The organism is Flavobacterium seoulense (assembly GCF_000695795.1).
Classification (GTDB): Bacteria; Bacteroidota; Bacteroidia; order Flavobacteriales; family Flavobacteriaceae; genus Flavobacterium; species Flavobacterium seoulense.
In genome coordinates, this window is sequence record NZ_JNCA01000016.1 from 182,878 (window position 1) to 196,764 (window position 13,887).

The 13,887-nt window shown below is 31.7% G+C and carries 13 protein-coding genes; 4 read left to right on the plus strand and 9 right to left on the minus strand.

Translation table 11 applies throughout. From position 1 onward, the window contains the following. Positions 1 to 29: 29 nt before the first annotated feature. The gene (locus FEM21_RS08790) at positions 30 to 497 is read left to right on the plus strand and encodes a CYTH domain-containing protein (protein WP_035659610.1); all 468 of its coding nucleotides are present in this window, start codon (positions 30 to 32) and stop codon (positions 495 to 497) included. A 3-nt stretch (positions 498 to 500) separates the two neighbouring features. On the opposite strand, the gene FEM21_RS08795 is transcribed toward FEM21_RS08790, so the two are convergent. The 8 genes from FEM21_RS08795 to uvrC form a co-directional block, all read right to left on the minus strand. Continuing rightward, positions 501 to 1,010 (minus strand): septal ring lytic transglycosylase RlpA family protein, encoded by a 510-nt coding sequence (locus FEM21_RS08795; RefSeq protein WP_035659612.1) that lies wholly within the window; start codon positions 1,008 to 1,010, stop codon positions 501 to 503. A 78-nt stretch (positions 1,011 to 1,088) separates the two neighbouring features. Next, entirely contained in the window at positions 1,089 to 1,514 is a 426-nt protein-coding gene (locus FEM21_RS08800; RefSeq protein WP_035659614.1) for a hypothetical protein, read from the minus strand. A gap of 153 nt (positions 1,515 to 1,667) precedes the next feature. Continuing rightward, the gene (gene pgi / locus FEM21_RS08805; protein ID WP_035659615.1) at positions 1,668 to 3,311 is read right to left on the minus strand and encodes a glucose-6-phosphate isomerase; all 1,644 of its coding nucleotides are present in this window, start codon (positions 3,309 to 3,311) and stop codon (positions 1,668 to 1,670) included. Positions 3,312 to 3,473: 162 nt separating this feature from the next. Continuing rightward, positions 3,474 to 4,706, minus strand: coding sequence for a peptidoglycan DD-metalloendopeptidase family protein (locus FEM21_RS08810; RefSeq protein WP_035659617.1), 1,233 nt, complete (start codon positions 4,704 to 4,706; stop codon positions 3,474 to 3,476). A 31-nt stretch (positions 4,707 to 4,737) separates the two neighbouring features. Next, positions 4,738 to 5,673, minus strand: coding sequence for a tryptophan 2,3-dioxygenase family protein (locus FEM21_RS08815; protein ID WP_035659618.1), 936 nt, complete (start codon positions 5,671 to 5,673; stop codon positions 4,738 to 4,740). Continuing rightward, positions 5,670 to 6,443, minus strand: a complete 774-nt coding sequence (locus tag FEM21_RS08820; protein ID WP_035659619.1) for a DUF3108 domain-containing protein — start codon at positions 6,441 to 6,443, stop codon at positions 5,670 to 5,672. Before FEM21_RS08820 ends, FEM21_RS08815 begins: the two co-directional genes overlap by 4 nt. Before the next feature lie 433 nt (positions 6,444 to 6,876). Further along, a complete protein-coding gene (locus FEM21_RS08825; protein WP_035659759.1) occupies positions 6,877 to 9,078 on the minus strand; it encodes a patatin-like phospholipase family protein in 2,202 nt (733 codons plus the stop codon). Between the two features lie 42 nt (positions 9,079 to 9,120). Continuing rightward, positions 9,121 to 10,920, minus strand: a complete 1,800-nt coding sequence (gene uvrC, locus FEM21_RS08830; RefSeq protein ID WP_035659621.1) for an excinuclease ABC subunit UvrC — start codon at positions 10,918 to 10,920, stop codon at positions 9,121 to 9,123. 236 nt (positions 10,921 to 11,156) lie between these two features. Between uvrC and FEM21_RS08835 the strand changes: the two genes are divergently transcribed. The 3 genes from FEM21_RS08835 to FEM21_RS08845 all read left to right on the plus strand — a co-directional run bounded on the left by FEM21_RS08835 (position 11,157) and on the right by FEM21_RS08845 (position 13,197). Continuing rightward, positions 11,157 to 12,311, plus strand: a complete 1,155-nt coding sequence (locus FEM21_RS08835; RefSeq protein WP_035659622.1) for a hypothetical protein — start codon at positions 11,157 to 11,159, stop codon at positions 12,309 to 12,311. A 72-nt stretch (positions 12,312 to 12,383) separates the two neighbouring features. After that, positions 12,384 to 12,953 carry a 5-formyltetrahydrofolate cyclo-ligase gene (locus FEM21_RS08840; protein WP_035659623.1) on the plus strand — a complete coding sequence of 190 codons (570 nt, stop codon included), beginning with the start codon at positions 12,384 to 12,386 and terminating at the stop codon, positions 12,951 to 12,953. Between the two features lie 55 nt (positions 12,954 to 13,008). After that, positions 13,009 to 13,197, plus strand: a complete 189-nt coding sequence (locus tag FEM21_RS08845; protein ID WP_035659760.1) for a hypothetical protein — start codon at positions 13,009 to 13,011, stop codon at positions 13,195 to 13,197. A 56-nt stretch (positions 13,198 to 13,253) separates the two neighbouring features. Here FEM21_RS08845 and FEM21_RS08850 read toward each other — a convergent pair whose 3' ends face one another. Next, the gene (locus tag FEM21_RS08850; RefSeq protein WP_035659625.1) at positions 13,254 to 13,853 is read right to left on the minus strand and encodes a lipoprotein signal peptidase; all 600 of its coding nucleotides are present in this window, start codon (positions 13,851 to 13,853) and stop codon (positions 13,254 to 13,256) included. Positions 13,854 to 13,887 lie beyond the last annotated feature (34 nt).

Here is a 13,887-nt window from a genome sequence, read left to right on the forward strand (position 1 = left end):
AGAAAAAGCGCCACATTAATTTACAAAAGATGTTAGAAATAGAAAGAAAGTTTTTAGTCACTTCAGATGCTTATAAAAAAGAAGCTTTTTCGAAAAAACGAATTATTCAAGGTTATTTAAGCTCAAATCCTGAACGTACAGTTCGCATTCGAATTAAAGAAAACAAGGCTTATTTAACCATAAAAGGAAGTTCTAATGCGAGCGGAATGTCTCGTTTTGAATGGGAAAAAGAAATCCCAGTTGATGAAGCTAAAAACTTATTGCTGCTTTGTGAAAAGGGAGTAATTGACAAAACACGTTTTGAGGTCAAAGCGGGCAATCACACTTATGAAGTGGATGAATTTTACGGCGAAAATGAAGGATTGGAAATGGCCGAAATTGAACTACAATCGGAAGCTGAATTGTTTGAAAAACCAGAGTGGTTAGGTGCAGAAGTGACTAATGATGAACGATATTACAATTCGTATTTAAGTAGGAATCCGTTCAAGAACTGGTAATTATTATTGTACTATTTCTTCGATAGTCACAATCATGGAACCTGCTCCTTTGTTTTTAGCAATTTCCATAAAAGCTCTTTTAGTCAAATCAATTTCTCTTGATCGAACAAATGGTCCTCTGTCTATCACCTCAACAATAACTGATTTTCCATTTGCTTCATTAGTAATTCTCAATTTAGTGCCAAAAGGAAATTTTTTATGTGCGGCAGTGTAATCATTATTATTAAATCTTATCCCACTAGCTGTACGCTTCCCGTTAAACTTATTAGCGTAATAAGATGCGTGAACACTTTTTTTATAGACTTTTAACTTGCCTATTATCTCATCATGAATGGTGTCTCTTACCACATTATTTTTAGCAACAAAAGCAAAAGGTTTTACTGTATCTAAAAGCACAGTAGTTTTAGGATTTGTTTTTGAAACGTTCGTATTTTGCTTCGCTGAATTTTTATTCTGAGCATTAGCAACAAAAACAGTAATAAATAAAAAAAGTAGTGTTATTGATTTTTTCATATTAACTTTTTAGTTCGAATCTATTCTATTAAACAAAAACCAGATAAAAAAAGTCCTAAAAAGGACTTTTTAAGTTTTTTATTGAAACCATAACGACCAAGGAATTCTACTTAGTATAAGTAATAGCCCTAATCCGTAGAAAATAGAAAAAGTTTTAAATTTTGATTCGCTTGTGGTTAATTTTTTATGCTTAGACCATCCAATTGTAATTAATGTGATGGCAATAAGATTAATTAGAGGATGTTCTAATGAAGTTAATCTTAATAATTTGTCTGACATTTGTCCCAAAGAACTCAACCCCATTGGAGAAACAAAATATAAAATCAAACCAATTAATAATTGAGTGTGTATTCCTATTAATCCAAAAAGGGCAATCTTTCTATCTTTAGGAGTAAACTCTTTTTTTGATGCTAAACCTATAAAGGCGTTTACTACTGCAATTACTAATAATAAAAGAGCTAAATAAGCCCAGCCAGAATGGAATTTTTGAATAAATGAATACATGATTTTTTGGTATTTTTTTTAACAAATATAAACAAAAAAGATATAAAAAAAACCTCCTAATGCTAACTGCAACAGAGGTTTTCGTAATTTAGAATCAATATCGTTTTTAATTTTACCTGAAAATCAAATACTTATAAAAAAAGCCACTAAGTGTTATTTATTTCTTAAAAAATGACTCAATAAGGAAGCTGTAGAACTATCATGATTTTTTACTTCATTCGAATTGATTTCGTCTAAAATAGAATTAGCTAATTGCTTTCCTAATTCCACTCCCCATTGATCATAACTAAAAATATTCCAGATGAATCCTTGTACAAAAATCTTATGTTCATATAAAGAAATTAACGACCCCAAAGATTTAGGTGTCAATTTTTGAATCAGGAAAGTATTGGTAGGTTTGTTTCCGGCAAATACTTTAAATGGCAAAAGAAACGCAGCTGCTTCAGCCGAAAGTCCTTTCTTATCAAATTCTGCCTGAACTTTTGCTTCTTCTTTTCCGTTTAACAAAGCTTCAGTTTGTGCAAAAAAGTTAGACATCAATTTATCATGATGATTGTTATCACCATATAACGGTTGTACATAACCAATAAAATCAGTAGGGATTAACTTTGTTCCCTGGTGAATTAATTGAAAAAAGGCATGCTGTGCATTCGTTCCTGGCTCTCCCCAAATAATAGTTCCTGTTTGATAATCGACTTCTTTACCATCGCGACCAACACTTTTACCATTACTTTCCATTGTTCCTTGTTGTAAATAAGGTGCCAGTTTTTGTAAATATTGCGTATACGGAATTAAAGCTTCGCTCTCTGCTCCAAAGAAATTATTATACCAAACACTTAATAAAGCTAAAACTACCGGAATGTTTCGATCAAAATCAGCCGTTTTAAAATGTTCGTCCATTTCATTTGCTCCGTTTAATAATTCTTCAAAATTATCAAAACCTACTGCTAAACTGATAGACAAACCTACGGCACTCCAAAGAGAGAAACGTCCTCCAACCCAGTCCCACATTGGGAAAACATTGTCTGGATTAATTCCGAATTCAGTTACTTTTTGCAAATTAGTAGAAACTGCCACAAAATGCTTGGCTACATCTTCCTGAGAAGCTGATTGTAAAAACCATTTTCTAATCGTTTCCGAATTAGTTAAAGTTTCCTGAGTTGTAAAAGTTTTAGAAACAATTACAAAAAGTGTTGTTTCCGGATTTAGTTTCTTGATAATTTCGTTCACATGATCGCCATCAACATTGGAAACAAAATGAACATTCAAATCATTTTTATAATATTGCAACGCTTCTACCACCATTGCTGGTCCTAAATCTGAACCACCAATACCGATATTCACCACATCTGTAAATGCTTTTCCTGTATAACCTGTTCTTTTTCCCGAAGTAACTTCGTTAGTAAAAGCCTTAATTTTGTTTTTTACTTCATAAACTTCCGGAATTACATTTACTCCGTTTACGTTGATTACTTCTGATTCTTTTGCTCTTAATGCTGTATGAAGTACGGCTCTATTTTCAGTTTGATTGATAATTCCTCCTCCAAAATAATCTTCAATTCCACTTTTAAGACCCATTTCATTAGCCAATTCAAGCAACAAAGCAATCGTTTCTTTATTGATAATATTTTTAGAATAATCAATTAAAAAATCATTCCAAAGGATACTGAATTTTTCTGCTCTTGTAGCATCTTGTTTAAACATTTCCTGCATAGAAACGTTTTTCAATTCTTCAAAATGCTTTTCAAGCTTTTTCCATGAAGCTGTTTTTGTTGGGTTTAGAGTACTTAAAGCCATGTAATATTTTTGTTTAGTGTTTTTAGATTTGGTCGTAAAAATACTGAAATTAGTTGTAAATGCCGAAGCGATTTAAGTTATATCTGAATAAAAAAAACAGGAGAAGCAATTGGACTACAACTACTTCTCCTGTTTTTTTATTCAACTTAATTTGTCTTTAGATTATAAATTCCCAATGCTATCTAATTCGCGTTTTAAAGGTTCGATAGCTTTAGCAAATCGGGCTTTGTTTTTGCTTTCCATCGGTGTTCCTGTAGGCAGTTTCAATCGTAATGCATCTACTTGTACACCATTTTTCCAAAAACGGTAGCATACATGTGGTCCCGATGCTAATCCTGTACTTCCTACTCTACCAATAACATCTCCCTGATTCACACGCTGACCGCGTCTTACTAATATTTTTGACATGTGTAAATATTGAGTAGAATAAGTACCATTGTGCTTAACTTTTACAAAGTTTCCGTTACCTGCCGTGTAACCTGTAGTTTCTACAACTCCTGCTGCAGTTGTCATGATAGGCGTTCCTGTAGGCGCTGCATAATCGGTTCCTTTATGTGCTTTCCAACGGTGTTGTACAGGATGAAATCTGCTCATGGTAAATCTCGAAGTAATTCGGCTAAACTTAATAGGCGATTTCAGAAAAAGGTTTTTCATTGTTTTTCCATCTTCGTCATAATAATCAACTTTTCCCGAAGCTTCATTTTGCACAAACGGAAAAGCATACATGATTTTGCCTTTGTATTCGAAAAAAGCACCTTCAATATCACTCACACCATTATAAATAGAATCGTTGATATAGCGTTCGTTAAAAGCAATTCCGAATCGGTCGCCTTTTTTCAATTTAAAAAAATCAATAGACCAGGAATAAATTTTAGTGATTTGAGTTGCTAAACTTGCCGCAACACCTGCATTTGTTAAGGTTTCTGATAAAGAACCTTTTAAAACACCTGTAATCAGCCTTCGTTTATAAGTTACCGGTCTTACCTTTTTATGAGCAACTACTGCCGAGTCTCGAAGATCAAAAATATAATAACTTAAATCATCGGGCTGATAAATAAAAACCTGTAGCTTATTTGTTTTATCTTTAGAACGCAACATAGTGTAAGCCTTATTAGGTCTAATAACACGTACATCAAAAGTATCTCTGATACTGGTTACAATTTCATGGATTTTTCGGTCTCCAATATTCTGTTTATTTATAATTGTACCAAAAGTATCTCCTTTTTTAACTGTATCCTGAACAACATTATAATCAGCAAAATTAAATCCGAAATCAGAATTCTCTTGTTTTGGTTTTACTTTTTCAACGATAGCTTTTTCATCAGTATTAGCATCTGACTTTTTACACGAAACTACTACTATTAATGCAATTATAAATGTTAGAAGGTATTTCAAACTGTGTTTATTTTTTCAATTCTACTTATTATTATTGTTCTTGTCCCCAATTAGCCAATTCAGTTTCGCTCCATAATTCTGGAAAAAATATTCTCCTTTGGTATTTAGGATGCATGTATTTTCTCCAATCACTTCCACCAGTTGCCTCACCATCACCCATACCACTTTGATCAATATACTTGATAGCAACATTGAGATGCTGCATTACCCAGGTAATATTTACTGTGTAATCAAAATGACGCATTGCTTCTCTCAAAACACCCGATTCCTGTTCTTCTACAGAAAGCTGTTTGTATTTTTGCCAAATATTTATAGGCTTGTACTTTTCTATATAATCTAAAAAAGTCGCTTTGTATTTTTTTTCGAAAACTTCTAAGGTATATGATTTTTTTCCGGTCTGATAATCTTTTCCTGCTGCTTGCCAATACAAAATTTCAAACGCATTTTCATTCGAAATAGTATTATCAAATGTTTTTCTGAAGCGATTATCTATCAAATTAACTAAATCAGTAGCGCAAAATTCAATCAAACGATATTGAGCACTTTGAAATCCGGAAGCCGGTGTAAGTGTATTTCTAAATTTCATATACTGCTCTATATCCATACCATTTTCCATAATAGCAAACGAAGTAGTAAGCATATCAAAATAACGGCTAATACGTGTTAACCTCTCGGTAAAAAAATCAGCCTGAATATTCTGAGCATTTGCAATCTGCTCCATCTCCCAAAGTATCATTTTAAAAATCAACTCATTGGTTTGATGGTAAAGAATAAACACCATTTCATCTGGAAAAACCGTTCGTTGCACTTGCAAATTCAACAATACATCGGTTTGAATGTAATCCCAATAAGTGGCAGGTTTTGACCAAAGCAAACCTTCAAGCTGCGTATCGGTTTTTTGATTAATGGATTCGTATTTTTGTTCAATTTCTTTTAAAATACCTGCTGTATTTTCATTAATGCTCATTTCTTTTTTATTTTAAACGGACCTTTCAATCCTTTAAAAGCATCTAAATCTGCTTTGAGTGAACCTACAGCTAAATCTGCTTTAATACGTATTGGTAATCTATTCTCATCATCTGAAACCCAAACTGTTAAACTCTCCTGTTCTTTAAAAACACGACCCGATTGTACCAGTGGTTTAAAAACCATTGATGAAATGACCCCAAATTTAGTTGTAATATCCTGACGACCTATAAACTTTAACTTAAATTTTGTGGTTTCATCATCAAAAAACATATCTATCTCTATGGACTCTCCCGGATTAATTTTATCTATTCTGGGATGATTACGGAGATAATAAAAAGTAGAAAGAATGTCTTGAGTGTTTTTTGGTATAACAAAAGTTTTTTCAGTTTTATTTTTATAATCTTTTACCGTAACTCTGTTTGCTGATTGATCAATAAAACCTTCCTGATTTTTAGTGTAGCCACCTTCGTTAATATTACGAATAAAACGATATGGATTTCCAGTAGTTTTATCAATGTAGCTTTCATAAACATCTACCACTTTAAAGAAAAAGCGGGAAACACCTGTTGTGTATCCTTTACCCACAACATGAAAAACTTTTTTATTATTTAGAGTAGCATCTTTAACTTCGAGTGTGGCATATCCGGCATTTACAATTCCGTAATGAATACGAAATTTAAACCATTCACCCACATCATAAGCGTCTTCCTGAACAGCATCAAAACTTACGGTTAAAATCAATAATAATAGTAGGATTATTTTTTTCATAATTTACTTTAATTGTTTTATTGATTCAAATTGCAAATTTTATTCCAAATATATTAAAACAAAAAAACTCAGTCAAATAATGACTGAGTTTTTATGCTATTAACCAACCAAAAAATTATAAATTATTAAATTTATATAAACCAAAAGGAAACCACCCCTTTTGTTTTGATATGACAAAGATAAGGCAAGAAAATGCGATTTCTACAGCAAAAATACAGTTTAACAAAATTTTAAAACAAGATTCGGAAGGATTAGACTTTTTTTTTAGATATCATAAAAAAAACAGGAATAAAAAATTAAAGTGATAATTTTAGTTTTCATCCAAGATTTGAAAAACTAGCTCATTTAAGAATGAAAACATTTTTTTAACATAAAAACCGTCTTGTTTTCGCTAAACAAGACGGTTTTTGAATCTTTTTTTTCTTTAAAAATCCTAAAAAGGAAAGCCAACACTAAACCAGGTATAATTACTATTTGTTTCAGGAGACCAACTACGTTTTATTTCGATAGGACCAATAACCGTTTCTAAACCATAACCTATTGCATAACCCGAAATTTTAGGAATAGAAATCCAATCGACTGTATCAAAAATATTGTCTCCAATATTAGCATAATTAGCCGTAAAGTTAATATGATGCTTTTTGAAAACCTCATAATCAAAATTAACTGTCGATTTTATATAACTGTTACCTCCTAAACTTAAAAAGTCATACCCATAAAAATGACTGAAATTATTGGATGTAGCATATCCAAAACCTCCCAGAATAAAATTAAAAAACGAAACACTTTTTTCGCCAATTGCAAAACCAGCTTCTGACTGAAATTTCATGGTAGCTCTATTAAACAATTCGAATGCTATACCAAAATTAGCCTTAGCAATAGAAAAAGGCTCAAACTCATTCGTAAAATCAGAAGAATAGAGATACGAATGAATATCCCCTGAAAAACGCCATCCTTTTTTAGGAAAGAATTTATCATCCATAGAATCATAATTCAATCGGGCAAAAATGCTGGTGTAATTACTTTTCTCAATTATAGGATCAGTATTAGCCAAAGTACTCGACTTAATATTAAGGTATTTATATTCGATACCAGCTCCTATAAGAAACCGATGTGCAAACAGCGTTTGAAAATAAAGCTCATTGGTTAAATCAAACAAATCTACATTTAAGGTTTTCACGCCTAACTCATCAAAATCAAAATTAGTTATCTGCCCCTGAACATTTCGGTTGAATTTATTTAAATAGGATTTAAAACCAAGACTAATATTGTATCCATTCTCAATGTAATAATCAAAATTATACCTGAAATTATCTCCTAAAATAACATCAAGAGAAGCTACATCATTTTTAAAAATGTTTTTTTTATGAGTCATATTGACCAAAACCGCACTTTTATAAAGTCCGTCATAATGCAAACCAAATTTTAAATAAGTATCAACAGGATTTTCTTTTAAAATTAAATTCAAATCTTCACCTCCATTATTATCTTCAAAACAATAATCAATAGCACTGAAATTTTCAGTTGCATTCAAATTATTAATTCCGGTTTGTAATTGGGCATACGTAATTTTAGAACCCGGCTTGAATCGTAACTTTCCGTAAATGTATTCTTTGGTATAATTTTTTAGTTCATTGCAATTGATGTTTACAATTTGCAAGCTATCAATCTCATTTTTCAGTTTTGGATTTTTATAATTTCCGGCTTTTGCTCCCAATTGTTTCAAACGTTCGAAAACCGAAAAAGCGGCCTCTTCGCCTTTAGCAATAATATCTTTTCCGCTATCAAAAGACATTACACCATAATTTTTAATATCCGGCCGAATGTAAATATCGGTTTTTAAAATATTCTCCTTCATCTTATCGATAGAATGAAGATTGGTAATTTGTACCAAAATTTTTGTGGCATCATTTAGTCCTTTTCGATCCAATAAATCATTCTGAACATCAACACCTATAATGATATCAGCACCTAATTTTCTAATTTCATCTATTGGATAATTATTTACCACACCACCATCAACGAGAAATTTATCATCATATTCTACAGGCGAAAACAACGAAGGAAAAGCCGAACTGGCAATCATTGCCCGAGCCAGGTTTCCTTTATTTAAAACAACCTGTTCTCCGGTTTCAATATCAGTTCCTATACATAAAAACGGAATTGGAAGTTTACTAAAATCCCTTACATGCTTAACGTTTCCGGTAATTCTGCTGAGCAGATTAAAATTGTACAAACCTTTAGAAAGCGCATCGGGAATTCCTATTTTATATTTATTAAAAGGCAAAACGAGTGCATAGACTTCGTCGTTTCTTTTTTCGTAAAAATTCTTTGTTTCTCTTGGAATATAATCACTTAATAGTTCGTCAAAATCAGTAGTGTTAAAAATCGAATCCAGTTGTGAAGCATTGTAACCCGAAGCATACAAACCGCCTACCACGGCTCCCATACTCGTTCCTCCTATATAATCAACCTTAATTCCGGCTTCTTCTATAACTTTAAGAACACCAATATGAGCAAATCCTTTTGCCCCACCACCGCTTAGTACTAATCCTATTTTTGGTCGGTCTTTTTTTTGCGCAAACACAGTCAAGCCATTAAAAAGAATAAGCAAGAAAACAATATATTTTTTCATAAAACGGTCTTCATTTTTTATCATTAAAGGCTTTTAACCAAATCATTGCGTTGCGGTTTTGTAAAAATCGGTAATTTTTTTGGCTTTTGATACTCCTACAACGTCTGAAATTTCTTTTTCTGTTGCCATTTTCAATCTTTTAACACTTTTAAAGTGCTGAATTAATGTCAACATTGTTTTTTCGCCTATTCCCGGAATGGATTCTATAGAAGAATTTAAAGCTGCTTTACTCCTTTTATCACGATGATGAGTAATCCCAAAACGATGCGCTTCGTTTCGCAGTTGCTGAATTACTTTCAGGGTTTCTGATTTTTTATCTAAATACAACGGCACCGGATCGCCTGGATAAAACAACTCTTCCAGTCTTTTAGCAATACCAATAATACTTATTTTTCCTCGCAAACCTAAATCGTCAATACTTTTCAAAGCCGATGATAATTGTCCTTTTCCTCCGTCAATAATTATCAACTGCGGCAAAGGTTCTTTCTCATCAAGCAAACGTTTGTAACGGCGATATACCACTTCTTCCATCGAAGCAAAATCATTAGGACCTTCGACTGTTTTTATATTAAAATGACGGTAATCTTTCTTGCTGGGTTTTCCATCTTTAAAAACTACACATGCCGAAACCGGGTTTGTTCCCTGAATATTCGAGTTATCAAAACATTCAATATGCCGCGGTTCTACAGGCAAACGCAAGTCTTTTTGCATTTGCGCCATAATTCGGTTTGTATGTCGGTCCGGATCTACAATTTGTAATTGCTTTAATTGTTCGATTCTATAAAATTTAGCATTTCGAATAGACAAATCTAAAATTTGCTTTTTATCGCCTAATTGTGGAACGGTCACTTTAATTTTTTCGCCCAAATCAACTGCAAATGGAACAATGACTTCTTTTGATAACAATTCGAATCGTTCTCTAAGTTCTACAATGGCTAACTCCAGTAATTCTTCATCTGTTTCTTCTAATTTTTTCTTCATTTCCAAAGTATGTGAACGAATAATCGAACCATGCGAAATTTGTAAAAAATTGACATAAGCCGCACTTTCGTCTGAAACAATCGAAAAAACATCAATATTGGTAATTTTAGGATTTACAATTGTAGAACGCGATTGATAGTTCTCTAAAATTTCTATTTTTTCTTTGATTTTTTGCGCTTCCTCAAATTTCATTTGCTGCGCTAAATCCATCATTAGTTTCTTGAAATCTTTCATACTATCCTTGAAATTTCCTTTCAAAATTTCGCGAATAGCATTAACTTGTTTCTGATATTCTTCTAATGATTCATAGCCTTCACAAGGTCCTTTGCAGTTGCCAATATGAAATTCGAGACAAACCTTAAATTTTCCGCTTTCAATATTCGATTCACTTAAATCATAATTGCAGGTTCGCAGCGGATACAGTTCTTTTATTAAATCTAAAATGGTGTGTACGGTCTTAAAACTGGTATATGGACCAAAATATTCCGAACCGTCTTTGACCATTCGTCTGGTAGAAAATATTCTTGAAAAAGGTTCTTTTTTGATACAAATCCAGGGATAACTTTTATCATCACGCAACAAAACGTTATAGCGCGGCTGAAGTGTTTTTATCAGATTATTTTCCAGTAAAAGTGCATCAGTTTCGGTGGGAACTACGATATGTTTAATAGTTACAATTTTCTTGACTAACACATTGGTTTTAGCCGTATCATGAATTTTATTAAAATAAGATGAAACCCGTTTTTTTAAATTCTTAGCCTTACCCACATACAAAATCTTCCCTTCCTTATCATAATATTGATAAACACCCGGATTATCAGGTAGGGTTTGTATTTGCAGCGCTACATTTGATTTAATCATTCTAAAAATTCTTCTAAAAATCAGTCTATTGAAGTAAATAAACCCTAATTCTTCTTTTTATCAAATTTACAAATAATACCGTGCGTTCTCTCATACTGATTTAATAAAATTGAGCCAAATTAATCTCCTTAAAAATTATCTGACACAACAAATCGTAAATAAATTCAATTTTTTAACAGGAAATATTTCTAAATTAGCAAGGCTTAAAAATTATTCTCAATACTAATAACAAGAATATGAAACTTATAATAGCACTGCAATTTATTTTTATCTGCTCTTTTTCATACGCACAAAACTTTCAAATTAGTAAAATAATTCTTGATAAGAATACCAAAGCTCCACTAGAAAACGTAATTATTTCTAATGAAAATGATATCTCAATCACAAATGCCGAAGGTAAATTTGTTTTTGTTTCTCAACAAAATGAAATCAATTTAAATCTATTAGGATATCATAAAATCAAAACTACTTTTGACAAATTGAAGAATGAAAAGGACACTATTTTTATGGAAATCAAAACCTTTGAATTGCAAGAAGTAGTAATAAATAATACCGAAGCTTTTATGAAAAAGGTATATGATAAATTTCAAGATAACCTTCTTCAAAATTATACTTTAAACTTTTTTCTAAGAAACGTATTTAAAAAAGACAAAATCAACATTCTTTTACAAGATATTTATGCCCGAAAAAACAAAAACCAGAACCCAAAAAACAATTTAACTATTGAAATTCTCAATATGAGAAAGACCAGTCTTTTTGAAAAAAAGGATAAAATCAATTTTCAATTTCCTGATTTTGATGGTTTATTCCATGTCATCGTTCCTCAAATTGAAAAATGCAATTTCATGGAAACACCATTTAATGATAATGCTTTTAAGAAAATAGCATTTAGAACCAATGAAAAAGTCAAATCTGGACAAATCTGGACCGGTTATTTTATTGTAAACCGTAAAGATTATGCTGTAGTCGAATACAGCCTTACATTAATTGACGATCCTGAAAAAATTCCTTATAAAAAAATACTACTGTCAAAACAGGAATACAGAACAACCAAATGGACAAAGTTTACCCAATTTACTAAAGATGAAAAATCCAACAGATATTATCCAAGCAATATAAAAATTGACAATCAGGTAGAAATACTAGCCAATAAAAAGATTTACTATGATTTCACTATGGATTTCTTTGCCACAAATAGCCCTACAAACGAAAAAATAAACTCCAATTTTTTAATTCATAACGATATTTTTAAAGCCAAATTCCCTTATTCTAAAAGTTTTTGGAGCAATCAAAATCAATTGCCACTGACTAAAGAATTAGAATTGTTTATCAATTCAGTTGCTGATAAAAAAGATAAAACTAAGGAGTTTGAAATAATCAGTAACTTTTAAAAAACCAGCATTCTTTTATACCAAATAAATTATTTCTACTTTTAGTTTTTAATTCCACAGTAGAAAATCAAAATGCAAAACAATAAAAAAGAATTACGTTCCAAATACAAATCACTGCGCAAACAGCTTTCTGAAAACGACATCGAAGAAATGAGTCTGACTATTGCTAACCAATTGCTGAAACTTAATATTTGGGACAAAAACTATTTCCATGTTTTTCTGCCTATCGAAGAACACAGAGAAATAGATACTGAGTTGATTTTACACCTGCTTTCAGGAAAAGACAAAAATATTCTGATTTCGAAATCAGATTTCGAAACCCGCGAAATGACTCATTTTGTTTTAACAGATACTACTAAAATCAAAAAAAATCAATACAATATCCCCGAACCTGTTGACGGTATTGAAGTACCATCTAAAAAAATTGAAGTTGTTTTTATTCCGCTTTTAGCTTTCGACAAAAAAGGACATCGTGTGGGTTACGGCAAAGGCTTTTATGATAAATTTTTAAAAGAATGCACATCTGAAACCATTAAAATAGGCCTTTCATTCTTTGAAGCCGAAGAAATAATAGATGATGTTCACGAAGGCGATATGCAATTAGATTATTGTGTGACACCAAATGAAATTTATCGTTTTTAATTATCTTCTTTTTAAATTCTGTAGTAACTTTATAAACAAAAAAGAAACTATAATTATGAAACCACTTAAAAACTCAAGATTTTTTGCAATTATTTTAATTGCACTATTCTCTATTTCTCTCTCCAATTGCTCCGTTGGTGTTAGAACAAATTCTGTTAAATCAAAACCACTTCCTCCTGGACAAGCCAAAAAAATTACAGGTGAAAAAAGTGCTAAACGCTATGCACCAGGACAAAACAAATGATAAAAAAAGAGCTGTTTCGTAATGAAACAGCTCTTTTTTCTATGTTTGAAAGACTCTTAATTATGATGAAATGCCTTTTTATTAAAAACAATCAAAATTCCAACTCCTGTAGAAATTGCCATATCGGCAACATTAAAAATGGCATTGAAGAAAGTAAAATCTCTTCCGCCCCAAACTGGCAACCATGCCGGAAGATTTCCGTGCCAAATAGGAAAGTAAAACATATCGACTACTTTTCCATGAAAATATTTGCCATAAGGCTGATCTGAAAATAAAGTCGCTAACTGCGTAGTACTATCGTCAAAGATTACTCCGTAAAAAACAGAGTCAATAATATTTCCAAAAGCTCCAGCCAAAATTAAAGCAATGGCTACAATTAAATAATTGCTACTGCGTTTCTTTTCTATCGAATCCCACAACCAATATCCAATGGCTCCAACGGCAACTAATCGAAACAAAGTAAGAAACAATTTTCCGTAAGTTCCTGGAATTTGAGTTCCCCAGGCCATTCCTTCATTTTCGATAAAATGAATTTTAAACCAATCGAAAACGGCAACTTCTTCTCCTAATATAAAATTAGTTTTTACATATATTTTAGAAATCTGATCAACTAACAGTACAAGAAAGATAAGCAGATACGCTTTGGCTAATGACATTTTTAAAATTTTAAGTGCGTAAAAGTAATAATTT